The following is a 26,842-nucleotide window of genomic DNA, read 5'->3' on the forward strand; positions in this document are numbered from 1 at the left end:
CGCGCGAGCCGCCGCGCAGCACAGACGTTACGTGCATGAGCAAGCCGCAAAAGACCGGCCCCATGCGCGTTGCGGCGGCAAGAAAACCAACCAGGGATAGTCGGAAGGAAAGAGGACATGAAGCTATGCGCAAGACGCCGCCCGTCACCGGCGGCACGGACCGGGGACCGTCCGTCATGAACATGAACAATCGCAATTTCGTCAGGGGCCTGTTCCTGATCGTCTTCGCGCTGATCTTTGGCGGCGTGGCAACCACCTATCCCCTGGGCACGCTCAGCCGCTCCGGCGCCGGCATGTTCCCGCTGCTGGTCAGCGGCTGCCTCGCCCTGATCGGCCTGATCACCGTCATCCGCTCGCGCTACGTGGAGCCGGTGCCGCTGAGCTACAGCGTCAAGAACATCGCCATCATCCTGGCCAGCCTGTGCGGTTTCGTGCTGATCTCGCACTTCCTGAACATGCTGCTGGGCATCGTCTTCCTGGTGTTCTGCTCGACGCTGGCCGGCACCTCGTACTCGGTGGTGCGCAACGTCAAGATTTCGGTCGGCCTGATCGCGGTCGCCTTCGCCTTCAAACATCTCCTGGGCCTGGGGCTGCCGATACTATGATGGAAATTCTGAACAACCTCGCGTTCGGCTTCGAGCACGCGCTGACGCTGGAAAACCTGATGTACTGCGCGCTCGGCTGCACGGTCGGCACGCTCATCGGCCTGCTGCCCGGCCTGGGACCGCTGTCCACCATCAGCCTGCTGCTGCCCATCACCTACACCATTCCCACCGGCGGCGCGCTCATCATGCTGGCGGGTATCTATTACGGCGCGCAGTATGGCGACAGCGTCAGCGCCATCACCATGAAGATCCCGCACGCCAGCAGCATCGTGGCGTGTATCGACGGCTACCAGATGAATCTGAAGGGCAAGACCGGGCTGGCGCTGTTCACGGCCGGCCTGTCCAGCTTCATCGGCGGCACCGTGGCCATCGTGGTGCTGTCGACCATGGCGCCGGCGCTGGGCGAAGTCGGCCTGCTGTTCGGTCCGGCCGACTACTGCGCGCTGATGCTGCTGGGCTTCTTCTGCGTCAGCTTCGTCAGCGCGGGCAGCCTGCTCAACGGCCTGGCCATGGCGCTGATCGGCATCCTGCTGGGTTCGATCGGCACCGACGTCAACAGCGGCCTGGCCCGCTACACCATGGACATGGCCTTCCTGCAGGACGGCGTGGGCCTGATCAGCATCGCGCTGGGCTGCTTCGGCATCGCCGAGATCGTCAAGAACCTGGACGCGCGCAACACGCTGACGCCCTTCAACGGCAAGATCAAGCTGCTGCCCACCTGGCCGGAATTCAAGCGCATCATTCCCAGCGCGCTGCGCGGCAGCGTCATCGGCTCGGTGCTGGGCATCCTGCCCGGCGGCGGCCCGACCATCGCGCAGTTCGCCGCCTATGCCGCCGACAAGCGCTTCAGCAAGCACCGCGAAGAGATCGGCAGCGGCGCGATCGAGGGCGTGGCCGGCCAGGCCGCGGCCGACGAGGCCGCCGCGCGCACCAGCTTCATCCCGCTCATGGCCATCGGCATTCCCGAGAACGCCGTGATGGCGCTGATGCTGGCGGCCTTCATCGTCAAGGGCATCCAGCCCGGCCCCAACATGATCGGCACCCACCCGGACCTGTTCTGGGGCCTGGTCGCCAGCATGTGGATCGGCAACTGCTTCCTGCTGATCCTGAACGTGCCGCTGGTGCGCTACTGGCTGTCGGTGTTCAAGATCCCGTACACGGTGCTGTTCCCGTCCATCCTGTTCTTCTGCTGCATCGGCACCTTCAGCATCAACAACAGCCTGGACGACATCTACATCACAGCCGTCTTCGGCGCCATCGGCTACCTGTTCATGCGCCTGGGCATGGAACCGGCGCCGCTGATGCTGGGCTTCATCCTGGGACCGATGCTGGAAGAGAACTTCCGCCGCGCCATGCTGCTCAGCCGTGGCGACTTCAGCACCTTCGTCACGCGCCCGATCAGCGGCACGCTGTTCGGCGTGATCGGCCTGATTGTGGTCTGGCAGTTGGTGTCCTTCATGCGCAACAGCCGCAAGAAGGACGCGCCGGCCCTGCATACACAGGAAGAGTAAGGGTCTCGCCGGACGCCTTGGCGTCCGGCGTCCTGACCCGGCGGCTCGGGCATGCGGGCCGGAAGCGGATACGACAGGTTCAGAGCGAGTCGCTTCGTGCGGGCTCGCTTCCAGGCTCATGCGTATCCTGACAGCGGCGATCATGGAGCACCCGCCGCCTGCGCACAGGGCGACGGCGCTCAGGACGACACATCGTCGTCCTGAGCGGCCGGCAAGGCATCCAGCGTCTCCATGAGTTCGGCGCGCAGGGCCGGCCAGAGCCCGGCGAACACCTCGATGCCTTCCTCGCGCAGCACGTGCTGCAGGCCCTTGCACAGCTCGGCCAGTTCGACGCTGCCCAGCGACAGCAGCCCGCCGCAAAGCGCGTGCAGCTCGCGCCATATGGCTTCCGGATCATGCGTGATCAGGGCGCGGCTGATCACCCCGCAGGACGCGTCGGTGGCCTGGCGCATCGCCACCAGGATGGCCTTGGGAAAAACGTTGGCGCGCGTGCGCCTGTCTCGTGAACCGGCACTGCTGTCCTCGTCGGCGTCCATGCCTGTCTCCATGCGTCGGCGCGCCCGGTCGCGGCCTCAGCCGTCGGCCCGGGCGTCGGTCAGGCCTTCCACGTCCAGACCCTCGACCGTCTCGCGGTAACGGATCAGGTCGGCATCGCGGGTGATGCCCAGCTTGCGCATGGCGGCCAGCTTCTGCGCGCTGATGGTCTTCTTGCTGCGGTGGAGCTTTTCGGCGATTTCGGTGACCTTATAGCCCTCTCGGAACAGGCGGACGATCTCGGACTCGCGTTTGGACAGGTTCGACGCGGCGCCGGATCCGGGCCTGCGCAGCAGCTCCACGACGGTCGGAGACAGGTACTGCCCCTGGGTCACGGCGGCATGCACCGCGGCCACCAGATGCGACATCGCGTCCGACTTGCTGACCACGCACTGCACGCCGATCTTCTGCATGGCGCGGAACACGGGAGGCGAATCCAGCATGGTCATGGTCACGATGCGCAGTTGCGGGTAGCGGCGGGCCAGATAGGCAAGCAGCGTCAGGCCGTCGCCGTACTGCTGTCCCGGCATCACGTAGTCCAGCACCACCACGTCGTAGCTGCCGGCGTCCAGCTTCACGATCAGCTCGGTGGTATTGGAGACCACCGCGCCGACCTGGATGGTCGGCACCGCCGCAAGGGTCTGCGCGATGCCATGCCCGGTGACGGGATGGTCGTCCGCGATGATGACGCTTACTCCGAATTCGTTCATTGATCCCCCCACGCCAACGAGCAGGCGTTTCCCTCGATACCTGTCCGCGCGTCATGCGCGACCATCCACTGCGCTTCGAAACCTCTTGCCTTCCGCATCGAGCCGGCGCCGTCCGGAAGATGCGCGTCCGCGAAGGGCCTCGCCTTCATTGCGCCGCATCCGCCCGCGAGCGCTGTTCGCCGGATTATCCGGCATTCCGGCGCGCGGCGTAATGCCGGCGCGGCGCGATCACGGGCGTGGCGCGATGCCTTCTCGCGCGCGCCATTGTCGCCGGCCAGAACCTGCATCGCGGCGGGCTCGTGACGCGCGCCATGCGGCTCGAAGCCATGCGCCAGAAAACTTCGAAATCGCAAAGAGGCATGACCGGCGCGCGGCTCATCCGCGCCGCCAGGAGTATCGATTGACAGCCCAAGCCCGAAAAAAAGGCCCGATGCGGGGCCATGTATTTCCAACGCCATGCACCAAGCCTCTGTCGGATTAACTGTGAGCAAGTGTAGGAACTATCCGACTTTGCTCACATCAGACGAAGACCGATTCAAGCTTAGGTTTAATAAGACTAGTCTTATTAAATTGCGTGGAAATGGCAACTAGGGACATAAGATTCCCACCATCTGGCTCAGGATTTTTCCTATTTTTGGGACTTAGGCCTATGCCTTGAGTCATCCAATCCTGGCTTGCAATGTTGCATCCTGTCGCATTCCTCCCACCCGCCCGGATTCGCTCCTCCCACGTGGGATGACCACCATGCGCCGCCGCCCCGCGCTCGATCCGACCGTCCTGCGCCGACCGCAAGTGCCTAGGCGCATTCTTTTTCATTCATTTGAACTAGAGATTTGATTCATTCATTTGAATGAACTATTCTGAATGCTCCAATCACTAAGAAGGAGCACCCCATGCCCACCCCTCCCGCCCCCCTGTCGATGGCGGAAAGAAGCCGGCGCTGGGACCTGGCCCGCGACATCATGCAGGCCGAGGGCCTGCGGGCCCTGGTTGTCTACGGCGACCGCGAAGCGGCCGCGCCGGCTGGTTTTTCCCCCGATTGCTACTTCAGCAACGACCGCCCCGGATCCATCGTGGTCTTCATCGGCGACGAAGCGCCCAGGGTCTATACCTTCGCCTCGCTGATGATCGCGGACCACATCCAGGCCGCGTTGCGCGGCGACCAGCAATGGATCGCGCCGGAACAGCTGTACGTGGGCAAGACCGGCCGCGACGTCGGCGCCTGGCTGGCCGAGCGGGGGCTGGATGGCAGCCGCATCGGCATCATCGGGCTGGAACCCTATCCGCCCTTCTACTTCGACGGCGCCGTGCCCGCTCGCACGCTGCAGGGCATGACGCAGGCCCTGCCCAAGGCGGAATTCGTGCCGGTGTACAAGGCCTTCTTCCGCCGCGCCTCGGTCAAGAGCGAGGAAGAGCTGGGCCTGGTCCGTTACGCGGCCGCCATCGGCGAAGCCATGAGCGAAACCCTGCGAGCCACGGCCAGGCCGGGCGTGAGCGAGGCCGAGCTGGTGGCCGCCGTCACCGCCACCTGCTTCGCCATGGGCGGCTACACCGCCGAGGTCCTGCTGGGCACGGGCCCGGAATATGTGGGCTGGGGGCCTCCGGCCTGGCAGTACCGCTCGCAAGCGCCCAGGATCCTGCGCGAAGGCGACATCGTGCTGTCGGAAATCTTCGCCCTCTACGGCCTGATGGAAACCCAGCACCAGGCGGCCGTCGCGGTCGGCGACGTACATCCTGACATCCTGCGCGCCGCCGACGTCGCCCGCGCGAGCTATGAGGCCGGCGTGGCCGCGTTGCGCGCCGGCAATACCTTCGGCGACCTGGTCGACGCCATGGAAGCGCCCCTGCTGGCATCCGGCGGCTGGCATGTGCATCCGCTGGTCCACAGCATCAACCCCTACGGTCCGGTAGGCTTCGGCACCGCGCCCGGCATAGAATCGCTGCCTGAGGCCGCCCGCTATCCGCAGCTCAGGCCGCTGCCGACCGTCGGACGGGAACTGCCCCTGCAGCCCGGCATGTGCTTTGCGTTCGAACCCAATTGCGGCTTCGGGCGCCATCTGGCCAATATCGGCGGCACGGTGATCGTGGGCGAACAGGCCGGCATCGCGCTGAACGAGAACTCGACCCGGCTGATGCGCGCCGACGGCTGAGGACACGGCCGGGCCGCCCCACGGCGCCCGGCCCATGACGTAGCAGGAAACGAGACCGACCATGAAGACATCGACGACAGAACCCGCCAGCCCCGACCGCGCCGCCGACACGCGCGAGCGGCTGCTGCTGGCCGGACTGACGCTGTTCAGCCAACTGGGGCTGGAAGGCGTGCGCACGCGCCAGCTGTCGGAGGCGGCGGGCGTGAATCAATCCGCCATTCCCTATCATTTCGGCGGCAAGGAAGGCGTCTATGCGGCCGTGCTGGAACAAACCGCGCAGGACATCGCCGCGCGCCTGGACCTGCCCGACGCGCCGCCCGCCACGGCCCGTGTAGCGGCGACGCAGCTGGAGGCGCTCATGCGCGGTTTCGCCACCGCCCTGCTGGATTCCGAGGCCTCCGCCGCGCGCAGCCTGCTGCTGGCGCGCGAACAGCTGCAACCCACGCCGAAGTTCGAGGCGATCCACGCCGGCCTGTTCATGCCCCTGCACGAAGCCGTGACGGAGCGGGTCGCGGCCATCCGGCGGGAAGCGCCGGACAGCCGCGACAGCATCCTGCGGGCCCATGCCATCCTGGGACAGGCCATAGTCTTCGCCGTCGCGCGCGAGGCGCTGCTGCGGCGCCTGGGCGCCAAGCGCCTGACGCGCGCCATGGTCGGAGAGATCGCCGACATGGTCGGCAAGACGGCGCTGGCCGCGGCCCGCGATTGAGCAATCCGCGCGGCGCTCATTCCTGCCGCTGCTCGAAATACCTGCCCGGCGATGCGCCGAACGCGCGCCGGAACATGGCGATGAAACCGCTGGGCGAGGCATAGCCCAGCGCGTCGGCCACCGTCGCCACCGCCTCGCCTTGCGCCAGGCGCTCCAGCGCGTGGATCAATCCCGCCTGCTGCCGCCAGCGGCCGAAACTCATGCCGGTCTCCGCCGCCATCAGGCGTCGCAGCGTGCGCGGCGAGACCGCGCCCCATCGCGCCCAGTCCTCCAGCGAACGGGGATCGTCCGGCCGTTCATAGACCGCGCGCGCGATGCGCGCCAGGCGCGGGTCCGACGGCATGGGCAGGTGCAGCGGCTCGCGCGGCGCGCGCTGGATCTCGTCCAGCAGGACGTCGGCGATGCGGGCCTCGGGCGGCGCCAGTTCGCGCCGGTCGGTCCACGTCACGGCCCGGCGCACCAGCGCCTGCATCAGCTCGCTGATGCCGATCACGCAGGGCCGCGCCGGCAGCGCCGCGCAGGCGGCGGGCGCGACGATGACGCTCCAGCCGCTAGCCGCGCCGCTGACGCCGGCCCAATGGCGCTCCCCCGGCGGAATCCAGCCCGCGCGCTGCGGCGGCAGCAGCCAGGACCCATGCGAGGTGCGCACATGCACCAGCCCGCTCTCCACGCAGAACAGCTGGCCGCGCACATGGCTGTGCCAGTCGTACTCGCGCGAGCCCAGCCGATAAGGGCTGTCCGGATCGTCGCCGCCGCGCAGCGCGATCAGCGCCGGCCCGCCGGCGTCTTCGATGGGCTCGATGGAAGGAGGAATGCGAGGCTTGGCCATTTCTCGCTATTTTAAGGCTCAATAGCAATACCGTGATTCCGGCGGCCGGACCTACGCTGTCTCCATCGACATCCACTGGAATCCCCCCCATGACCCCTTCCCCCTTCCACATCGCCATCGCCGGCGCCGGCCTGGGCGGCCTGTGCCTGGCGCAGGCCCTGAAACGGCGGGGCATCGCCTTCGACGTCTATGAACAGGACGCCGCGCCCGACAGCCGCACCCAGGGCTACCGCATCCGCATTGACCGGACCGGCCAGGCCGCGCTGGCCGACAGCCTGCCGCCCGCGCAATATCAGCTGTTCCTGCAGACCTGCTCGCGCTCGCAGTCGGCCGGGCAGTTCCTGGATCCGAGGCTGTCGCCGGTCGCGGGCCGCCCATCCGACACCTGGAGCGATACGGACGCCGGTGACGACGGCGACGATGGCGACCGCAGCGCGCACCGCCAGACGCTGCGCCAGATCCTCATGCTCGGCATCGAGGACCGCGTGCATTTCGGCCAAGGCGTGAACGGCTATCGGGAACCGGACGACGGCGGCGTCCTGCTGACGCTGGCGGACGGCGCCACGCGGCGGACCGATGCGCTGGTCGGCGCCGACGGCGTGAATTCGGCGATCCGCCGTCTGCGGCTGCCCCACGCCACGCCGGCCGACACCGGCTCGGCCTGCATCTACGGCAAGACGCCGCTGGACGCCGCCCTGGACAGCCGGCTGACAAGCGCCACAAGCGTGATCTTCGGCCCGGACTACGCCATCGTCGTGGACCCGATGCGGTTCCGCGTTCCGACCCAGGCCGGCGCGCTGACGCCGGTGGCCGACTACCTGTACTGGGCCGTCATCGGCGGGCGGGACGCGCTCGGCCCGGACAGCCGCGACGGCGCGGCGCTGCTGCGGCGCATGGACGCGATGCTGGAACCCGGCGCCGATGGACTGAGCGACATGTTCAGCCAGGCCGACGCCGCGTCGGTCTCCATGCTGCCGGTGCGCAGCGCGCCGGAACTTGCGCCCTGGCCCGCCAGCCGCGTGACCCTGCTGGGCGACGCCATCCACGCCATGAGCCCCGCCGGCGGCGTCGGCGCCAACACGGCGCTGGACGACGCGGCCAGGCTGGCCCGGCATCTGGCTCGCGCGGCGCGGGACGGCCATCTGCCGGCCGCGCTGGCCGCCTACGAGACGGACATGCGCGCCCGCGCCAACGCCGCCGTCGCGGCCTCGTCGCAAGGCGCGCGCAAGCTGGCCGGCGTTCAATCCTGAACCAGCGGCCCCGGAGGCCGGTTGAGCAGGCAAGGCGTAAGGGCTATCCTGCGCCCCAACCCCATTCACCGGCCCGGCTTGCGCGCCTGCCCGCAAGCAACCGGGCCCACACGACAAGCCCGCCTCCATCGATGAAACCCCTGCAAGCATTGATCAACCACGAAGAATCCGCCCTGCCGCTGGTCCAATCCTGGGTCGCCGAGGCGAGAACAAGCTGCGAGATCCTGCCGCCCTCCGAACGCAGCGGCGACGTGCTGCATCGCCTGCAAGTCACCACCCGCTCGCCCATGGGCGCGGTCGCCCACGGCACGGGCGGCCTGCTCATCGATGGCGGCTGGCTGCGCGTGCTGGGGTCCGGGCATCCCCGGCTCACGCGCGACATCGCCAGTTGGAATGCCGGCCGCTCGAACGGCTTCCTGCTGATCGCCGACGATGCCGTCGGCGGCTTTTTCGCCATCAATGGCGGCGGCCTGGGCGCGGACGCGGGCGCCCTGTACTACCGGGCGCCCGACACCCTGGAATGGGAACCGCTGGAACTGAGCTACACCGACTTCCTGCGCTGGGCGCTGGGCGGCGGACTGGAGGAGTTCTACGAAGGGCTGCGCTGGCCCGGCTGGCAGACCGATGCGCAGGCCCTGGCGGGGGACCAGGGCTTCAGCTTCTATCCGTTCCTGTGGACGCGCGAAGGCTCGCCGTCGACCAGTTCGCGCAAGGCGGTGGACGTGGCGGAGCTGTATGCCATGAATGTGGAGCAGGCCGGCGCTTGAGACCGCCGGCCTGCCCCGCTGGAAAGGGCCTTGCGCCCCTCCATGATTACGCCGCCTTGGCTCCCTTGGCGTCCTTCGTCCCCTTGGACGAGTCCGCCTGGCCCTTGCGCTGCGCCTCGCTCTGCGCGGCGAGCAGTTCCGACATCAGGCTCTTCGTCTGCGACGTCACCGTGGGCAGCGTGTCGTCGCTGACCAGCTTGCCCTTCGCGTAGGTCTTGACGCGGGTGGACAGGACACTGGATTCCGTGCGGCTGGCCTGGCTCAGGTTGCCCAGGCGGTCATAGGCCAGGTCGGTCTTGCTGTTCTCCACATCCTCGATCAGGAAATACCGGTAATTCTGCGTCTCCGGATCCAGCGTCAGGTTCAGATCCTTCACGCCCGGCAGCGGCTTGTGGAAGCTGGCGACCAGGTTGGTCTCGCTTTCCTGCGACACATTCACGCCCAGGCCCTGCACACCGCTGATGCTGGTGCGTTGCGTGGCCAGGAAGGAGAAACTGTCCTGCTCGCCCGTCCGGTAGGGATTGCTCGCCACCGGGCCCTGCGTGATCGAGGCCGAGAAGTCCGCCATGCCCGACAGCGCGCCGCGATGCGCCAGAGGCACCGCGTCCTTGCTCTTGCCGATAAGGCTCAGCGGCGACGGCGCGGCCGTCTCGTAGCTCTGGTGCAGGGCCGAGAACGCTTCCTTGAAGAAGGACATCAGGGTCTGGTCGCCTTCGCCACGGCTGCGGGCGGCGTCGAACTTCTGCAGATAGCTGGCGACCGCGGCGTCGCGCTGCTGGGCGCTGCCGACCACCGTGGGCTGGCTGGCGTCCACATTCACCGTGACCACGCCGGTGGCGTTCTTGATCGTCAAGGAACGCTGCGCGGCGTCGGCCTGGAAGCTGATCGAGGCCATGCCCGAATCTCGGGTGGCGATGGCGGTTTCCAGCGACACCGAGGCCAGCAGCTTGGAATCGAACTTGGCCAGTCCGGCGACAGCCAGGCGCGGCGGCACCGAGCCCAGGCCGTCGACCGCATCCTGGAAGGACTTGGCCAGGCCGGCGATGGCCAGGCGCTCGTCTTCCGACAGCTCGCCCTCGCTGACGCCGATATCCACGGCAATGCCGTCGGCGCTGGCGCCCAGCTTCACGTCGACCTGCGTGCCGCTGGCGGTCATGATGCGCAGCGACACACCGGTGCCCGGCGCGCCGCGCAGCTGGCTGCTCAGGGCGGACGCCGACACGCCTTCGGTCGCGGCGGACGGCAGGATCAAGGATTGCGAGTAGCTGCCGCCTTCCGTGCGGAAGCGGCTCAGCACGGCGTCGGCCAGCCCATTGAAACGGCTGCTGACTGAATTGCGGCCATTGGTCGCCATCGTCGCGGAGATCGCGTCGTTGGCTTCGCGCTGCCAGATGGCGCCGGACGGCGCCATCTCCGCGATGCTGTCGCGGGTATAGGTCAGAGGCTCCTGCTTGCCACCCAGCGTCACCGTGGTGGACGGCTGCGGCGGATCGACCGGCTGGTTGGCCATTCTCACGCGCGACAGCGCCGGCGACGGCGTCTGGGGCGCGATGACCATCGGCAGGGAGCCCGAGGAAATCGTAGTCATGTCGACAATTCCGGCAAGCCAGGGGGCCAGGGTTGCCAGCTGCCGCCTCCGGAGGCCTCTCGCCTGCTAACGGCAGGCCGGAACCAGAACTTAAGCCCGCGCCGCCGATCCCGCCCCTTTTTTTGACACCCCTTTTTAGCTGGTCCCCAGCCCCCTGCCTGCCGGGAAGACGGCGCCAGCGCGCGCCGCGTCACCCCCGCCGCAGACTCCTGCGCGCCGGGTCCGGCCGGGGCACGGCGGCGATCAGCTGCCGCGTGTAAGCCTGCGCGGGACTCTCGAAGATCTGGTCGCAGTCGCCTTCCTCGACGATTTCGCCGGCAGCCATGACGGCCACCCGGTCGGCGAAATGCCGCACCACGCCCAGGTCATGCGAAATGAACAGATAGGTCAGGCCATGCTCGGCCTGCAGGTCGGCCAGCAGGTCCAGCACCTGGGCCTTGACCGACACGTCCAGCGCCGACACGGCCTCGTCGGCCACGATGAAGCGCGGCTCCAACGCCAGCGCGCGCGCGATGGCGATGCGCTGGCGCTGCCCGCCGGAAAACTGGTGCGGATAGCGCCGCGCGTGATCCGGCTGCAAGCCGACCCGCGACAGCAGCGCCAGCATGCGCGCCTGGCGTTCCTCGGCGCCGCAAAGCTTGTGGATGACCATGCCGTCCATGATGGCGTCGCCCACCGTGCGACGCGGGTTCAAGCTGGAATAGGGATCCTGGAAGATGGTCTGCACCTGGCGGCGGAACGCCAGCAGCGCGGCGCCGGACAGGCGTTGCACGTCATGGCCGGCCAGCTCGACGCTGCCGGACGTGGGCCGCAGCAGGCCGGCGATGCAGCGGCCCAGCGTGCTCTTGCCCGAGCCCGATTCGCCGACCAGCGCCAGCGTGGCGCCGCGCTCGATCGACAGGCTGACGCCGCGCACGGCCCGCAGCACGCGCGTCGGCCGGCCCAGCAGGTTGCGTGCCAGCACGAATTCCTTGGACACCGCGTCCGCGCGCAGGATGGCGTCGCTCATCGGGTAGCCTGCGCGCCTGTCCCGCGTCCCAGCCGCCGCGCCGGATCGCGCGGCGCGTCCACATCGGGCACGGCCGCGAGCAGGGCCTGCGTATAGGGATCGCGCGGCTGCGCGTAGATCTGCCCGACCGCGCCCTCCTCCACGATCCGGCCCGCCTGCATCACCACCACGCGGTCGGCGATCTCGGCCACCACGCCCAGGTCGTGCGTGATGAACAGCACCGCCGCACCACTCTGCGCCTGCAGGGTGAACAACAGTTCCAGCACCTGCGCCTGCACGGTCACATCCAGCGCGGTGGTGGGTTCGTCGGCGATGATGAGCCTGGGCGTCAGCGCGCAGGCGATGGCGATCATCACCCGCTGGCGCATGCCGCCGGACAACTCATGCGGATAGGCCCGGGCGCGCTGCGCCGGCTCGCGGATGCCGACGCGTTCCATCAGGTCCACCGCCCGGTCCCAGGCCTGACGGCGGCTGATGCGCTCGTGAATCAGGAAGACCTCGGCGATCTGCGCGCCCACCGTGCGCCCGGGGTTGAACGCCGTCATCGGCTCCTGGAACACCATGGAGATGTCCCTGCCCCGCAGCGCGTCGCGCTCGCGTTCCGTCGCGCGCAACAGGTCGCGGCCGTCGAAGCGCAGCTCATCGGCGCTGACGCGGCCGGGAGGATCGATCAGCCCCATCAGCGAAAAGCCGGTGACCGACTTGCCCGAACCGGACTCGCCGACCAGGCACACGACCTCGCCGCGCCGCACGCTCAGATCCACGCCCCGCACCGCGTGCACGGGGCCGTCGCGGCCATCGAAGCTGACAGCCAGGTTGCGCACGGTGAGCAGCGCGTCGGCGTGGTGGCTCATCGCCGCAGCTCCGGATTGAGCGCGTCCTGCAACCAGTCGCCCAGCACGTTGACGGCCAGCACCGTGAAGAACAGCGCCAGCGCCGGCACCAGCACGGGCCAGGGATTGGTGTAGAGATAGTCCTTCAGCGAGCCGACCATCTGGCCCCAGGATGGCACCGGCGGACGCACGCCCAGCCCCAGGAAGCTCAGCCCGGCCTCCAGCAGCATGGCGAAGGAAAACGTGAACGAGGCCTGCACCGCGATGATGGAACGCATGTTGGGCAGCACCTCGTGCCAGATGATCCAGGCCGGCCCCGCCCCGAGCGAGCGCGCCGCCTGCACATGCTCGCGCGCGCGGATGCCACGCGCCACGCCCCAGGCCACGCGCGCGAACTGCGGCGCGTACAGGATGCCGATGGTGGCGACCAGCGTCGGCAGATTGCCGCCGATGAAGGCCAGCACCACCAGCGCGACGAAGATCTCGGGCAGGGACACGAACACATCCACCACGCGGATGGCGGCGGCCTCGGCGCGGCGACCCAGGAAGGCCACGCCCACGCCGACGGCCACGCCCAGCACGCCGGCCAGCGCCACGGCGGCGGCCGCCACCGTCAGCGAAACGCGCGCGCCATGCACGGCGCGCGACAGCAGGTCGCGGCCCAGTTCGTCGGTGCCCAGCCAGTGCTTCCAGGTGGGCGAGGACAACAGATTGGCCGCGTCGATCTGGTACGGATCCTGCAGGCCCAGCATGGGACCGAAGGCGGCGGCCAGCGCCACCAGCAGCAGGAAGGCCGCCGCCAGCCAGGCCGGCAGCGCGGCGGACAGCCAGCGCGGCGAACGGCGCGGAGCGGCGTCGACGGAAACGGGACGGGCACTCATGCCGGCGGCCTGCGGATGCGGGGATCGACCAGCCCCTGGGCCAGATCGATGGCCAGGCTGATCAGGATGAAGATGGCGAAGATGGCCAGCAGGCTGCCCTGGATGACGGGGTAGTCGCGCGCGAAGGCCGCGCTGACCAGCAGCGAGCTGAGGCCGGGCCAGTCGAACAGCGCCTCGATGATGACAGTGCCGCCCAACAGATTGCCGGCGCGGATGCCGACGATGGCGATCACCGGCACCAGCGCGTTGGGCAGCGCGTGCCGCAGGATGGCGCGGCCACGCGTCAGGCCCTTGGCGCGCGCCAGCTTCACATAGTCCTTGCCCATCACGTCGGTCAGGCTGGCGCGCGTCATGCGCGCGACCACGCCCATGAAGTTCAAGCCGATGGTCATGGCCGGCAGGATCAGCGACAGGCAATGCTGCAGCGGATCGTCGGCGAACGCGACGAAACCGGAGGACGGCAGCCAGCCCAGCCCCAGACTGAACACCAGCACCAGCAGGATACCCAGCACGAACACCGGCGCCGAGAACCCCGCCACCGCCAGCATGCCCGCCGCCATGCCGGCCAGCCGGCCGCGCGCCCGCGCGGCGACCACGCCCAGCGGCACGCCCAGCGCCACCGCGGCCAGCAGGCCGGTGCCGATCAGTTCCAGGCTGCGCGGAATGCGCCGGGCCAGCTCGTCGGCCACCGGTTCGCCCGTGCGCAGCGAGACGCCCAGGTCGCCATGCGCCAGCGCGCCGATCCAGCGCGCGAACTGCGCGCCCAGCGGCTGGTCCAGTCCCAGCTGCGCGCGCACTTTCAAGACCGCCAGCGGATCGCTGCCAGCCTGCTCGCCCAGCATGATGGCGACGGGATCGCCCGGCAGCAGATGGATGGCGATGAACACCACCCCGGTCGCCAGGGCCAGGGTGATGAAGGCCGAGGTCAGCCGCCGGGCCAGGAATGGCAGCATCCGTGGCCGCTCAATCCAGCCACATGGTGGGCAGGGAAATGCCCGGGCTGCTTTCGCTCAGCGCGCCGCCCAGCTGCGTGTAGCCGTGCACCTTGCGCAGATAGGCCTGCGCCTGCTCGCGCCAGTTCACGAACAGCCAGGGACTGGTTTCCAGGATGCGTTTTTCGGCCTCGTGGTAAATCGGCTGGCGCGCCTTGACGTCGGTCTGGGCGCGACCGGCGGCCAGCAGCTTCTCCAGCTCGGCGTCGCGGTAGCCGATGGGTTTGGCCCAGTAGCTGGAATCACCGCCCAGGTAATAGGCGTAGGCGTCGGGATCCGGCAGCTTGACCGACACGCCGTAGATCATCGATTCATAGTCGCCGCGATTCTTGCGCTCGACCAGCGTGGCCCACTCCACCGGCTCCAGCTTCAGGTTGATGCCGGCTTCCTTGAGGTTCGCCTGTATCACCTGCGCCATCGTGGTGTAGATGCCCAGGCCCTGGAACACCACCATGCTCGCGTCCACGCCGTTGGCGTGGCCGGCCTCGGCCAGCAGCGCGCGGGCGCGCGCCAGGTCGCGCTTGTAGGTGCCGTCCAGGTCCTTGTTGAAGTAGGGCGAATCGGCGGCCGTCGGCGCGCCGTAGATGGGCTGGCCATGGCCGAAGAAGGCGGCCTTGGACACGGCCTCGCGGTCGATGGCGTAGGACACGGCGCGGCGCACGCGCGCATCGTCGAAGGGCTTCTTGGACGTGTTGAACCAGACGCTCATGAAGGCGCCTCCGGCCATGTCGACCTTCATGCCGGCGTTGCGGCGCAGCGCGTCGATGTCCTTCCAGGGCACGAAGTCGATCATGTCCAGCGACTGACTGCGCAGCGCGTTCACGCGCGCGTCGTCGCTCTTGATCATGCGGAAGTCCACGCCGTCCAGATAGGGCTGGGCGTCGACGAAATAGGCGGGATTGCGGACCAGGCTGGCGCGCACGGCAGGCTCGTAGCTCTTGAGCACGAAGGGGCCGGTGCCGTTGGCGCTGAGCTTCAGATTGGCGCCGCTTTCCACCCACTTGCGCGACACGATGGCCACCTCGGGCATGGCCAGCACGGCCAGCAGGGTCGCGTCCGGCGAGGGCTTCTCGACCTTGACGGTGGCCGCGTCGACCACCGTCACCGTGGCGCCCAGCAGGTTCGAGCGCAGCGTGGCGCCGGCGGCGGGATCCAGGATGCGGTCGAGCGAGAATTTCACGTCGTCGGCCGTGACCGGCGTGCCGTCATGGAACTTCGCGCCGGCGCGCAGATGGAAGACGATGCTGCGGGCGTCGGGCTGCTCCCAGCTCTGCGCCAGGCGCGGCACCACCGCGCCGGTCTTGTCGTAGCCGACCAGCGGGCTGTACAGCACCTCGATCAGCACCTTCCAGGCATTGCCGCCGTAGACGTGCGGATCCAGCGACACGATCTCGGACACGGTGCCGTAGCGCAGCGTGCCCCCCTTCTTCGGCGCGCCGGCGGCGTGGACGCCGCTGGAAACCGCCACCAACGCGCTCACGCCCAGGCCCAGCGCCAGGCGGCGCATCGTATGCAACATCGTCATCACATTCCTCTCGCTCTGATAGGTCCGCCGGCGCGCGGCCCGGCCGTCAGGACGGCAGGGCTTCGACCAGGCGGTCGATTTCACTGGTGTCGTTGTAGTACGTGGGCGAGATGCGCAGATTGCCGCCGCGCACCGCCAGGTCCACCCCGGCGTTGCGCAGGCGGACGGCGATTTCCTGCGCGTCATAGCCAGCATGCTTGAACGACAGGTTCCCCGAGGCCTCGCCCTGCGCCCGCGAGCTGACGATCTGCCAGCCCTTGCGTTGCAGCGCGGCGCCAGCATAGCCTGTCAGCTCCAGAATGTGCGATTCGATGCTCTTGGGCGTCAGCGCCAGCTGGATGCGGACGGCGGCGTCCAGGCCCCAGATGCCGGTGAAATTCGCCAGCGCCTCCTCGAAACGGCCCGCGTTCTGGCGGTATTCGAGCAGGTAATGCATATGGTCCTCGGTGCTGTCGACGCTGTGATAGCCCACGTTGGGAGGATCCAGCACACCCAGCACGCTCTTGCGGCAATAGAAGAAGCCGGTGCCCACCGGCGCCAGCATCCATTTGTGGCCGCCGACCGACAGGAAGTGGATGCCCAGCATTTCCACGTTCAGCTGCAAGGCGCCGGCCCACTGGATCGCGTCCAGGTTCAGGTATACGCCGCGCTCGTTGCACAGGTTGGAGGTGGCCTCCAGATCGTGGCGGAAACCGTTGGAGAACTGCACGGCGCTGAGCGACACCAGCCGCGTGCGGTCGTCCATGAGCTTGCGGATGTCGTCCACCAGGATGCGACCATTGCGGTTCTTGACCCAGCGGATGGTGACGCCGCGCGCGGCCAGCTTCATCCAGCAGTACACGTTGGACGGGTACTCGATGTCGGGCAGGATCAGGTTGTCGCCGTCGCGCCAGGGAAAACCATTAGCGACGTTGACCAGGCCCTCGGTGGTGTTCTTGACGAAGGCGATCTCGTCGCGATGCGCGCCGATCAGGCGGCCGATGCGGGCCTTGATGGTCTCGTCGGCGTAGCGGCACCACTCGGGATAGGAATTGCGTCCATGGTCGCGCACGTCTTCCATGTACCGGTTCACCGCGGCCACCACCGGCAGGCTCAGGGCGCCGATGGACGCGTTGTTCAGGTACGCGCGCTTGTGCTTGATGGGGAACGCCAGGCCGATATTGCTCCAGTCGAGCAGCTCGATGCCGTTGCGTTCATCGGGGAACAACGCCGCGGGGCTGCCCACGGATACCTCTTTCTCTTGGATATTCACGCCGCGCCTCTTTCATCGAAAGTTGAGCCGATCCTAAGATCGCGTGAATTCATGCGTCAATTTCGTTCGGAGTATTGATTCATGCGGATTTGTAATGGATCATCGTCGCGCTGCCTGCTTGCCCAATCAGGGCAAGGCTTTGCGCTTTTTTGCGTTCACGCCTGATTCGCGCCTGACTCACACCTGACCACGGGTTTTCCCCTATGCGAATGAACCGCCTGCAAGCCCTGCGCGCCGTGATGGAGACCGGCAGCGTGACCGAAGCCTCACGGCGCATCCACCGTACCCAGCCCCAGATCAGCCGGCTGATCTCGGCGCTGGAAGCCGAGGTCGGCTTCACGCTGTTCCTGCGCCAGGGGCGCGGCCTGGTTCCCACCCAGGAATGCCTGCGCTTCTATGAAGGCACGCGCCATATCCTGGCGGGCTTCGAAGAGGTGTCGCGTATCGCCAGCAGCATCCGCAACCAGCAGGACGCCTGGCTGCGCATCCTGACGCAGCCCTATCTGGCCTACAGCGTCACGCCCGCCGCCATCGCCGAGTTCTCGCGCCTGCATCCGCGCGTGAAGGTATCGCTGGAAGTTCGTTCGCGCGTGGAGGTCGGCCTGTGGATGTCCGGCCAGCAGTTCGACCTGGGGCTGGCGGCGCTGCCCATCGATTTTCCCGGCATCCGCTCGCGCAGTTTCGCCGACGTGCGGCTGGTCATCGCCATGCCCGAGCGCCACCGGCTGGCGGCCAAGTCCGTGGTCACGGTGGACGACATCAAGGACGAACCCTTCATCGCGCTGCGCCCTTACACGCTGCTGCGCAAGCACATCGACGACCTGATGGAGCAGCGGCGCCTGCCGCTGCACATGGTGATGGAAACCTCGTCCGGCCAATCGGCCTGCCAGCTGGCCGCACTGGGCGTGGGCGTGGCGCTGGCCGACCCGGTGCTGGCCGCCAACGTGCCCGGCATCGTGCTGCGGGATTTCGAGCCCAAGCTGACCCTGCCCTACGGGTTCCTGCTGCCCAACGCCTATGCGCCATCGGAACAGGCGCGCGAGTTCGCTCGGATCTTCGTGCGGCTGGTGAAGGAGACCGCGCCGCAGCGGGTGGAACTGGGCGAATGCAGCCTGGATGGGAACGCGCTATTGCCCTGAAGCGAGCGCCGAAGCGCGGACCTGTCGACGATCGCCTGTCTCCCGCCAACAACACGCGGCTCGCGCGGGATGGATCTGGCGGCGCCGCCGTTCGCGGCCTTTGCCGGCGATTTCCCTGGCATTTTCTTGTTATATCCGTCTATCGCACGGCAATCCGCTCACGCCCGCCCGGGCTTGAAGATTCGACGAAAGAATTCGTCAGAATCATCCTTAATCCGCTAATTACAATTTTTTAATAATTCTTGCAACCTGCCGTCAACCGAGCAGGCGAATGGCCGGCGTCCCATTCCGGAGGTGCGGCGGACATTATTAAAAAATAAGGAGCGGGCCTTGAATCACATATACCGGCTGGTATGGAACAACGCTGTGCGTGCCTGGCAGCCCGTTTCCGAATTCGCCGCGCAGACGCGCGGCGGCCGCGCATCCGCCGGGCTGTGCGCCCCGATGCGCTGGCCGCGCCATGCGCTGGCCGTGGCGCTGGCGCTGGGCCTGTCCGGCTGGAGCGGGATGGCGACGGCGGCCAACTGCCGCAATAACGGCAGCTTGAGCGCCATCATCTGCGACGTCCCGGCCAACGTGCTGCAACCGTACTACAGCACCTTTACGTCAAACGCCACGATCACCGTGACTTCCGCCGGTAGCCTGGGCGTCGGCCTGACCATGAGCGGAACCGCCCTGGGCATACAGGGCCAAGGCGTGACGCTGGACAACAGCGGCAGGATCGATCCCTTCACGCTCGGCACGACCCGGTCGATTGCGTCGAACGGCGTCGCCTTCACGGCGGCCGGCGGCAGCATGCAGACCATCATCAACCGGGCGAACGGCATCATCGGCGGCGCCAGCGGCGACCACGCCCCGACGCTTACTGATCTGACGGGCCTCGCGCTCGCGGTGCAGAATGGCTCACTCGGCACCACCACCATCGAGAACCAGAAAGACGGCAAGATCACAGCCGGCATCATCGCCAGCAGCACACGGGCCGTCCTGGACGCACCCGTCATCGCCGCCTACGGCGGTGGCCAGGTGAATATCACCAACGACGGCACGATCATCGGCCGGGTCGCCCTGCAAGGGCCGATCATGCCGGGCGCCCCGGGCAACACCTTCATCAACGCCGGCAGCATCCAGGGCAGCGTCTCGATGGGCGCGGGCGGCGTCAATGTATTCACGGCACGGTCTGGCTCCAGCGTGACGGGCATCGGCAACCCGCTGGATCAGTACGTCGGGTCCGCCCCGGGCCTGCGCTTCATCGCGCCAGGCAAGGTCGACGGCGGTGGCGCCGGCAGCACGCTGGTGCTGGAAGATCCGGCGGGCAACGGCCTGTCCAACAACGTCTCGAGTTCGACCTACACCAACTTCGACAACCTGACCGTCAACAGCGGCAACTGGCGCCTGACGGACGGCCCGCTGGTCATGCCGAGCGGCGCCGTCACGCTCAAGGGCGGCGTCGCCACCGTCGACAACAACGGCGTATTCGGCACCGGTGTCATCAACGCGCAAGGCGGCAGCATCGCCTCGTCCGTTTTCCGCTCGACACTGGCCAACGACATCGTGCTGGGCACGGGTGGCCTGACGACGAGCGACGCCAACCAGCTCGTCCTGTCCGGCAAGCTGTCCGGCACGGGCGGCCTGACCGTCGCGGGCACCGGCCAGGTCACGCTGGGAGGGGCCAACGACTACAGCGGCGGCACCACCGTCCAGACCGACGCCACCTTGCTGGGCGACAACGGCAGCCTGCAAGGCAACATTCACAACAACGGCCGGCTATTCTTCATGCAGTCCAGCGCCGGCACCTATGGCGGTGTCCTGTCCGGTACAGACACCGTGAACAAGAACGACGCGGGCACGCTGACGCTGACCGGCGCGAACACCTCAACCGGCACCTTCGCCGTCAACGGCGGCACGCTGGCCATCGGCGCCGGCGGCAGCCTGTCCAGCAGCGCCAAGGTATGGCTGGGGGCCAACACCGCCTTCGACCTGAGCGCCGCCGGCGCCCAGACCATCGGCGGGCTGAGCGGCACGGGCAACGTCACGCTGGGCGCCAGCGCGCTGACCCTGGCCGGCAGCGCCTCAAGCACCTACGGCGGCGTCATCTCCGGCACCGGCACGCTGACCAAGACGGGCACCGGCACACAGACGCTCGACGGCGCCAACCTCATCACCGGCGGAGTCACCATCAACGGCGGCACGCTCAAGCTGGGCACGAACGGCAGCCTGGCCCCCAATGCCAGGGTCACGGTCGATACGGGCGGCGTCTTCGATGCCTCCGCCGCCCAATACCAGACCCTGGGCGCCCTGAACGGCACCGGCGGCGAGGTCAAGCTGGGCGGCATAGTCCTGACGCTCGAAAGCGGCTCCTTTGGCGGCACGATCTCGGGCAGCTCCGCCGCGCTGATGAAGACCGGCGCCGGCCTGCTTGAACTGAACGGCGCCGCCACCTACGACGGCCAGACGATAGTCAACGGCGGCACGCTGATGGTCGGCGGGGCGTCGGCCTATTCCACGGCGCGCATCAACGGCGACGTCTACGTAGGCGGTGGCGGCAAGCTCGGCGGCTTCGGCAAGGTCGATGGCAATGTGACCGTGGCCGCCAATGGGTATCTGACGCCGGGCGCGCCGGGAGGCGTATTCACCGTCGGCGCCCTCACACTGGAGCAGGGCAGCACCGCGCAGTTCAGCCTCGGCGCGCCGGGCGCAGACTTCGGCACGCCCGGCGCCGGCCACAGCGTGTCGGCCCTGGGCGACCTGACCCTGAACGGCGCGCGCCTGGACATCTTGAACGGCGGCGGCTACGGCCCCGGCCTGTACCGGCTATTCGACTACACCGGCGCGCTGACGACAACCAATGGCGGAATCACCTCCACCGTGGCCGGCCAGACCATCCAGACGCTGTCCGCAGCCAAGCAGATCAACCTGATCAACACCGCGGGCATGCCGCTGGCATTCTGGAACGCCGACGGACTGGCCAGCCCGACCCAGATGGGCGGCGGCTCCGGCGCCTGGTCGGCCACCAACCCGAATTGGAGCAACTTCAACGGCAGCGCGACCGGCGCGCGCTATCCCGTTGACGCCTTCTCCATCTTCGGCGGCGCCGCCGGCACCGTCACGATCGACAACACCGCCGGCGCGGTGCTGGCCCAGGGCATGCAGTTCGCCAGCGACGGCTACCGCCTGAACGGCGACCCGCTGACCCTGGTCGCGCCCGCCGCCGGCCAGCTGAGCGAGGTGCGCGTGGGCGACGGCGGCGCCAGCTCCGCCGGCTGGACCACGACCATCGACAACGTGCTCACCGGCAACGGCCTGAACAAGACCGGCACCGGCACCCTGGTGCTCAACGGCGCCAACACCTACACCCAGGACACGCGCCTGAGCGCCGGCACGCTGTCGGTGTCTTCCGACGCGAACCTGGGCGCCGCCTCCAGCGGCCTGGACTTCCAGGGCGGTACGCTGCGCGTCACCGGCACCGCCATGCAAGGCACGCCCCGCATGATCACCTGGGGCGCGGCCGGCGGCGGTTTCGACATCGCCGACGCGGGCAACACCTTCTCCGTGTCGCAAACGCTGTCCGGCAGCGGCGGCCTGACCAAGCTGGGCGCCGGCACGCTGGCGCTTCTGTCAAACAATGACTACACCGGCGTCACCCGGGTCGCCAGCGGCACGCTGCAACTCGGCGACGGCGGCTCGTACGGCAGCATCGCCGGCGACGCCATCGTCCAGGCCGGCGCCACCCTGGCCTTCAACCGCACCGGCTCGCTGGTCTACGGCGGCACGCTGTCCGGCGCCGGCGAACTGCGCAAACAGGGCCTGGGCACCCTGATCCTGACCGGCAACAACACCCTGACCGGCGTCACCCGCATCGACCGCGGCACGCTGCAGATCGGCAACCGCGGCAACACCGGCTCGCTGACCGGCGACATCGTCAACAATGGCGAGCTGCTCTTCAGGCGGTCGGACAACTGGACCTACGCCGGCTCGCTGTCCGGCTCGGGCGCCACCAAGGTTCTCGGCGACAGCACCCTGACCTTGCTCGGCAACAGCAGCGCCTATACCGGCACCCTCACCGTCTATCCCGATAGCGCCCTGCAGGTGGAAGGCAAGCTCGGCGGCACGGTGGAGACCAGCGTCCGAACCGTCCTGTCCGGCACCGGCACCCTCAACAACGTGGTGCTGACCAGCGGGATGCTCGCGCCGGGCAATGCCGCCAGGCCCATGGGCACGATGAAGCTGCGGGGCGACCTGAGCTTCGGGCAGTATGCGTCCTACCGCGTCGCCGCCTCGCCCGACGGCCAGCACAGCAGCGTCCAGGTGGGCGGCAAGGCCACGCTGGCCGGCTCCGTGGTGCACGTGGGCGCCAACGGCAGCTACGCCCCGTCCACCACCTACACCATCCTGACCGCCGACGGCGGCGTGCAGGGCCGCTTCGGCAAGGTCTCCAGCAACCTGGCCTTCCTCAACCCCACGCTGGCCTATGACGACCACCGCGTGGACCTGGTCATCAAGACCAAGGAAGTGCCCACCGACGACGGCGGCACCCGCCCGATCGAGTTCGCCGACGCCGGCAACACCAGCAACCAGCGCGCCGTCGCCCGCGCGCTGCAAAGCCTGCCCAAGGACAGCCCGCTGTACCGCCGCGTCATGAACCTGCCCAACGGCGCGCCGGCCGGCGCCTTCGACGGCCTGAGCGGCGAGACCCACTCGACCTCCGCCACCATGCTGCAGGGCGCCGCCAACACCTTCGTGCAGGTGCCCATGACGCGCCTGCGCGCCAACCTGAACGCCGGCATGCTGCCCGGCGTGCCCACCGCCCAGCTCGGCCTGGGCGACGCCGCCGCGCTGCCGCAGGCCGCCGCGCAGCCTCTGTGGGCGCAGGTCTTCGGCAACTGGGGCACCATGCGCGGCGACGGCAACGCCGCCAAGACCACGCAAACCGACAGCGGCATCACCATCGGCGGCGACCATGCCATCGGCGGTGGCTGGCGCCTGGGCGGCGCGCTGGGCTACACCAACAGCCGCAGCAGCACCGGCGAGCGCGGCGCCAGCGCCAAGGCCGACAGCTACAGCCTGACGATCTACGGCGGCAAGGCCTTCGACCTCGGCTCGGCCAAGCTCAACTTCAGCCTGGGCACGGCCTACACATGGCACGACATGTCGACCCGTCGCAACACCGACGCCGCCGGCCTGCCGCAGACGCTGGAAGCCAGCTACCGTGGCAACACCGCCCAGGTCTTCACCGAGCTGGGCTACGCCATCCCGGTCACCGAGCGCGTCACGCTGGAGCCGTTCGTCGGCGCCGGCTACAGCAGCCTGCGCACCCGCGCCTTCACCGAGTCCGGCGGCGACGCCGCCCTGCGCGGCGACAGCAACCGCAACAACGTCGCCACCACCACGCTCGGCCTGCATGCACGCAGCGTCTTCGAAAGCGCCGGCGCGCGCGGTCAGGTGCATGGCACGCTGGGCTGGCGCCATGCCTATGGCGACGTCAACCCGGCCAGCACGCTGTCCTTCGTGCAGGGCGGCGGCTCGTTCACGGCCAACGGCGTGCCGGTGGCCCGCGACGCGGCCCTGGTCGAGCTGGGCGTGAACATGGACGTGAGCAAGCGCACCACGGTCGGCGTGACCTACGGCGGCCAGTTCGGCAGCGGCAACCGCCAGCACACCGGCACGCTGGACGTGCGTTACCGCTACTGATGGCGGCAAGGCGGCCGGCGCCTGCGCGCTGGCCGCCATGACGGCGGCCCGTCTGCCTGACGCAGCACGGGCCGCCGGCTTTCAACCCGCCTGATCCAGGCGGTCGGCAAACCAGTCGCACACGAACACGGTTCTTTCGGCCGCGTGGTTGTAGATCGTGTGCTCGCCATCCTCCCAGACCTTGAGCGTGCCCAGCGCGGGCAGCGCGGCATCCAGGAACGGTTGCTGGTCCGCCAGCTTGATCAGCGGGTCCGCGCCGCCGTGTATCACCAGTAGCGGGCAGCCGATGCGGTCGCGCCGCGCATCGAAGCGCATGCGGACGAAGTTGGCGGCCACGGCATCCAGGTCGGCGCTGCCCAGCATCGCGGCAGCCTGTTCGACGAAAGTGCGGAACGGCAGCAGCGAAGGCGCGGCCAGCGCGCCGTTCACGCAGCAGGCGGCAATGCGCGGATCGGCAGCCGCCGTCGACGCGGCCCACAGGCCGCCCACGCTATTGCCCCAGATGCCGGCGCGGCCCAGCGACGGATCGCCCACGACGCGATCGACAAAGCAGCGATACGCCGCCGCCATATCCACGTCCACGTGGATACGCTGCTCCAGCCGTGTTTCCCCCTGGCCCGGCCCCTCGGCCAGCAAGGTGGCGAGTCCCCTGGCCGCCAATTGGCGCGCGATCGGCCAATAGGCCATGCCCCAGCCGCTCTGCCCGCCGAATACGATGACCGTGCCGCGCGCGGCGCGCGCGGCGGGGCGGACCAGCCAGCCGATCAGACGCGCGCCGTTGAACGGCAGCTCCACCCGTTCCACCGGCAATTCCGACAGCCCGGCCAGGCGCCGCGTGGCCGCGCTCAGCCGCGCATACAGCTGCCGCTTGCGCGGCGTGTCGTCGTTGTAGGCCATCTGCGCGAACAGCAGGCAGGCGATCGCCTTTTCCTGCGCATCGCGGGCGGTGACGGGATGTCCGGCCCGTTCGGCCTGGCCGGCGCGCGCGAACTGGGCCTCGGCCAAGGCCTCGGCCGCCATGTCCCAGGGCTCGCCCTGCGCCGTGCGCGCGTGCAGCGCGATGGCGTCGGCGTAGTCCATGCCGCAATCGAGCAGCCGGGTCACGGGCATGGCCCGTTGCAAGGCCTGCGCGGCGGCGGATATCTCGGTGCTCATGCTGGCTCCTTCCTTCATGCCGCGCGCGCGTCCGCCGCCGATTGCGTCCGCCCGTCCGCCCGCCAGTGCAGCTGGCGGCGCAGGTCATCGACCAGCGCGCCCAGGTCGTCCAGCGTCGCTACCGACCCGAACACCGCGAAGTCCGGCCGGCTGAGATAGGCCTGGATGCCATGCGCATCCAGGAACGCCTGCTGGTCGCCGTCCAGGTCGACCACCGCGTCGCGACCGGCGCCATCGACCGACAACACCGCGTAACGGCACCCGAGCTGCTCCAGGAAACGCAGCTGGCTCTCATCCAGATGACGGGCCGGATGCTCGCGGGCGACGAGCTGGAAGCCGTAGCCGATCACTTCGTCCAGGCAGCCTTCCGCCGCGCCCTGGCGCACGCGCCCCTGCGGCGCGGGCGCTCCCGTCGCCGCCGCCAGGCCGCCGTCGCGCCCGCGTCCCAGCACGCCGTGCTCGATCCTCGGAAACGGCGGCATCGGCGGCACCTGGCCGGCGCGGAACGCCGCGTCGCGCTGGGCGACCTTGTCGAGGTCGTCCTCGTTGACGACCTGCCCCAGGAACAGGGACATCTGCGTGATCGCGGTCACGTGCGGGCGACGCTCGGCCTCGTAGCTGTCCAGCAAGTCCTCGGAGGCGCGCCCGCTCAAGACCAGGTCCAGTTTCCACGCCAGGTTGATGCCGTCGCGCATGCCGGAACAGGCGCCCTGCCCCATGTACGGCATCATGGTGTGCGCAGCGTCGCCCGCCAGGAACACGCGCCCCTCGCGCCAGCGCTCGGCGATGCGCGTCTCGAAGGTGTAGACCACGTGGCGCAGCAGCTTCAAGTCGTCCGGCCCCAGGCCATAGCGTTCATGCAGCCAGCGCCAGCCGGCGTCCTCCTGTTCCCAATCGGCCGTTTCCTCGCCGGGCAGCACACGCAGCTCGAAACGGGTGCGCCGCGTGCCGATAGGCATGTGCATGTAGGCGCGCGCCGGATCACAGTAGATCGTCGTGAGGGCGCAGGCCGCGCCCAGGTCGCGCTTATTCTCGGAATCCAGGTTGAGCCAGCGCTCGTTGTAGCCGAAGTCGCTGCGCTCGATGCCAAGCGTGCGGCGCACGAAGCTGTTGGCGCCATCGGCGCCGATGACGTAGCGCACGCGGAATTCGCGGGGCGCGTCCGTCCATTGCGCTTCCTGGCCGCCGCGCCGGGGATGAGCGGACAGCGTCACGCCCTGCTCGTCCTGCTTCAGCGTGTCGACTTCCCAGCCGCGCAACACGGTCACGTTCGGGTAGCCCTTGGCGCGCGCCTCGACGGCATCCTCGATGTCGGGCTGGTAGATCGAGATGTGCGCGGGATAGCCGCAGGCCCGCCCGCTCCAGTTCAGTTCCAGCAGCAGATCGCCGGCCGCGTCGCGATAGTGATAGGTGTCGACCGCCTTGGCGCTGCGCAGCGCCCGCTGGATCTCGCCGCTGGCCTGCACGATGCGCGCGGTCTCGCCATCGATATGCGTGAGCCTGGGCAGGCCATAAGGCGTGGGCCAGCGCTCGATGACCATCACGCGATAGCCCGCGCGTCCCAGCATCGAAGCCGCGACCAGGCCGGTGGGCCCGTATCCGACCACCGCCACGTCGTAGCGCGCGGCCTCGTCCGCGCCATGCGCCTCTTGTTCTGACGTCATTTCCGTCTCCTTGATTGTCTGTATTGTTGTCTCCCGCCATTCGCGCGGGAT

21 protein-coding genes are annotated in these 26,842 nt (G+C 68.6%); 8 read left to right on the forward strand and 13 right to left on the reverse strand.

The genetic code is table 11. The annotated features are described in order from the left end of the window. The first annotated feature begins 182 nt into the window (after positions 1–182). Positions 183–605 (forward strand): tripartite tricarboxylate transporter TctB family protein, encoded by a 423-nt coding sequence (locus C2U31_RS29855; protein WP_103276652.1) that lies wholly within the window; start codon positions 183–185, stop codon positions 603–605. Beyond that, the gene (locus C2U31_RS29860; protein WP_103276653.1) at positions 605–2,116 is read left to right on the forward strand and encodes a tripartite tricarboxylate transporter permease; all 1,512 of its coding nucleotides are present in this window, start codon (positions 605–607) and stop codon (positions 2,114–2,116) included. Before C2U31_RS29855 ends, C2U31_RS29860 begins: the two co-directional genes overlap by 1 nt. A gap of 179 nt (positions 2,117–2,295) precedes the next feature. Here the strand turns inward: C2U31_RS29860 and C2U31_RS29865 are convergent, their stop codons facing one another. The 3 genes from C2U31_RS29865 to C2U31_RS30730 are packed head-to-tail and all read right to left on the reverse strand — an operon-like array spanning position 2,296 to position 3,818. Next, a complete protein-coding gene (locus C2U31_RS29865) occupies positions 2,296–2,652 on the reverse strand; it encodes an Hpt domain-containing protein (RefSeq protein ID WP_103276104.1) in 357 nt (118 codons plus the stop codon). Positions 2,653–2,688: 36 nt separating this feature from the next. Next, the gene (locus tag C2U31_RS29870) at positions 2,689–3,360 is read right to left on the reverse strand and encodes a response regulator (RefSeq protein ID WP_103276105.1); all 672 of its coding nucleotides are present in this window, start codon (positions 3,358–3,360) and stop codon (positions 2,689–2,691) included. After that, positions 3,357–3,818, reverse strand: a complete 462-nt coding sequence (locus C2U31_RS30730; RefSeq protein WP_158658499.1) for a hypothetical protein — start codon at positions 3,816–3,818, stop codon at positions 3,357–3,359. The genes C2U31_RS29870 and C2U31_RS30730 overlap by 4 nt, the downstream gene beginning before the upstream one ends. A 435-nt stretch (positions 3,819–4,253) precedes the next feature. Here C2U31_RS30730 and C2U31_RS29875 point away from each other — a divergent pair, with 435 nt between their 5' ends. Together C2U31_RS29875 and C2U31_RS29880 are read left to right on the forward strand one after the other, a co-directional pair. Then, the gene (locus C2U31_RS29875) at positions 4,254–5,510 is read left to right on the forward strand and encodes a M24 family metallopeptidase (RefSeq protein ID WP_103276106.1); all 1,257 of its coding nucleotides are present in this window, start codon (positions 4,254–4,256) and stop codon (positions 5,508–5,510) included. Positions 5,511–5,571: 61 nt separating this feature from the next. Continuing rightward, complete coding sequence (locus tag C2U31_RS29880; protein ID WP_103276107.1) at positions 5,572–6,219, forward strand: CerR family C-terminal domain-containing protein; 648 nt, start codon at positions 5,572–5,574, stop codon at positions 6,217–6,219. A 16-nt stretch (positions 6,220–6,235) separates the two neighbouring features. Here the strand turns inward: C2U31_RS29880 and C2U31_RS29885 are convergent, their stop codons facing one another. Continuing rightward, entirely contained in the window at positions 6,236–7,048 is an 813-nt protein-coding gene (locus C2U31_RS29885) for a helix-turn-helix domain-containing protein (RefSeq protein ID WP_103276108.1), read from the reverse strand. Between the two features lie 89 nt (positions 7,049–7,137). On the opposite strand from C2U31_RS29885, the gene C2U31_RS29890 reads away from it, so the two are divergent. Together C2U31_RS29890 and C2U31_RS29895 are read left to right on the forward strand one after the other, a co-directional pair. Continuing rightward, positions 7,138–8,298 carry an NAD(P)/FAD-dependent oxidoreductase gene (locus tag C2U31_RS29890; RefSeq protein ID WP_103276109.1) on the forward strand — a complete coding sequence of 387 codons (1,161 nt, stop codon included), beginning with the start codon at positions 7,138–7,140 and terminating at the stop codon, positions 8,296–8,298. A gap of 131 nt (positions 8,299–8,429) precedes the next feature. Continuing rightward, entirely contained in the window at positions 8,430–9,065 is a 636-nt protein-coding gene (locus tag C2U31_RS29895; protein WP_103276110.1) for a DUF2625 domain-containing protein, read from the forward strand. A gap of 46 nt (positions 9,066–9,111) precedes the next feature. Here the strand turns inward: C2U31_RS29895 and C2U31_RS29900 are convergent, their stop codons facing one another. The 7 genes from C2U31_RS29900 to C2U31_RS29930 all read right to left on the reverse strand — a co-directional run bounded on the left by C2U31_RS29900 (position 9,112) and on the right by C2U31_RS29930 (position 17,145). After that, the gene (locus C2U31_RS29900; RefSeq protein WP_103276111.1) at positions 9,112–10,653 is read right to left on the reverse strand and encodes a hypothetical protein; all 1,542 of its coding nucleotides are present in this window, start codon (positions 10,651–10,653) and stop codon (positions 9,112–9,114) included. A gap of 190 nt (positions 10,654–10,843) precedes the next feature. Continuing rightward, positions 10,844–11,662: an ABC transporter ATP-binding protein gene (locus C2U31_RS29905; RefSeq protein WP_103276112.1), complete on the reverse strand. Its 819-nt coding sequence runs from the start codon at positions 11,660–11,662 to the stop codon at positions 10,844–10,846. After that, the gene (locus C2U31_RS29910; protein WP_103276113.1) at positions 11,659–12,516 is read right to left on the reverse strand and encodes an ABC transporter ATP-binding protein; all 858 of its coding nucleotides are present in this window, start codon (positions 12,514–12,516) and stop codon (positions 11,659–11,661) included. The genes C2U31_RS29905 and C2U31_RS29910 overlap by 4 nt, the downstream gene beginning before the upstream one ends. Next, complete coding sequence (locus tag C2U31_RS29915; protein WP_233772559.1) at positions 12,513–13,376, reverse strand: ABC transporter permease; 864 nt, start codon at positions 13,374–13,376, stop codon at positions 12,513–12,515. Before C2U31_RS29915 ends, C2U31_RS29910 begins: the two co-directional genes overlap by 4 nt. After that, on the reverse strand, positions 13,373–14,329 hold the full coding sequence (locus tag C2U31_RS29920; RefSeq protein ID WP_103276114.1) for an ABC transporter permease: 957 nt from the start codon (positions 14,327–14,329) through the stop codon (positions 13,373–13,375). Before C2U31_RS29920 ends, C2U31_RS29915 begins: the two co-directional genes overlap by 4 nt. 10 nt (positions 14,330–14,339) lie before the next feature. Then, on the reverse strand, positions 14,340–15,893 hold the full coding sequence (locus C2U31_RS29925; RefSeq protein ID WP_103276115.1) for an ABC transporter substrate-binding protein: 1,554 nt from the start codon (positions 15,891–15,893) through the stop codon (positions 14,340–14,342). A 46-nt stretch (positions 15,894–15,939) separates the two neighbouring features. Then, positions 15,940–17,145 carry an aminotransferase class V-fold PLP-dependent enzyme gene (locus C2U31_RS29930; protein WP_103276116.1) on the reverse strand — a complete coding sequence of 402 codons (1,206 nt, stop codon included), beginning with the start codon at positions 17,143–17,145 and terminating at the stop codon, positions 15,940–15,942. A gap of 209 nt (positions 17,146–17,354) precedes the next feature. Here C2U31_RS29930 and C2U31_RS29935 point away from each other — a divergent pair, with 209 nt between their 5' ends. After that, positions 17,355–18,284, forward strand: coding sequence for a LysR family transcriptional regulator (locus tag C2U31_RS29935; protein ID WP_233772561.1), 930 nt, complete (start codon positions 17,355–17,357; stop codon positions 18,282–18,284). A gap of 330 nt (positions 18,285–18,614) precedes the next feature. Further along, positions 18,615–23,972, forward strand: a complete 5,358-nt coding sequence (locus C2U31_RS29940) for an autotransporter domain-containing protein (protein ID WP_158658500.1) — start codon at positions 18,615–18,617, stop codon at positions 23,970–23,972. A gap of 81 nt (positions 23,973–24,053) precedes the next feature. Here C2U31_RS29940 and C2U31_RS29945 read toward each other — a convergent pair whose 3' ends face one another. Together C2U31_RS29945 and C2U31_RS29950 are read right to left on the reverse strand one after the other, a co-directional pair. Further along, positions 24,054–25,127: a S9 family peptidase gene (locus C2U31_RS29945; protein WP_103276119.1), complete on the reverse strand. Its 1,074-nt coding sequence runs from the start codon at positions 25,125–25,127 to the stop codon at positions 24,054–24,056. Positions 25,128–25,141: 14 nt separating this feature from the next. Next, complete coding sequence (locus tag C2U31_RS29950) at positions 25,142–26,791, reverse strand: bifunctional 3-(3-hydroxy-phenyl)propionate/3-hydroxycinnamic acid hydroxylase (RefSeq protein ID WP_103276120.1); 1,650 nt, start codon at positions 26,789–26,791, stop codon at positions 25,142–25,144. Positions 26,792–26,842 lie beyond the last annotated feature (51 nt).

Origin of the sequence: Achromobacter sp. AONIH1, assembly GCF_002902905.1 — a bacterium.
Taxonomy (GTDB): domain Bacteria; phylum Pseudomonadota; class Gammaproteobacteria; order Burkholderiales; family Burkholderiaceae_B; genus Achromobacter.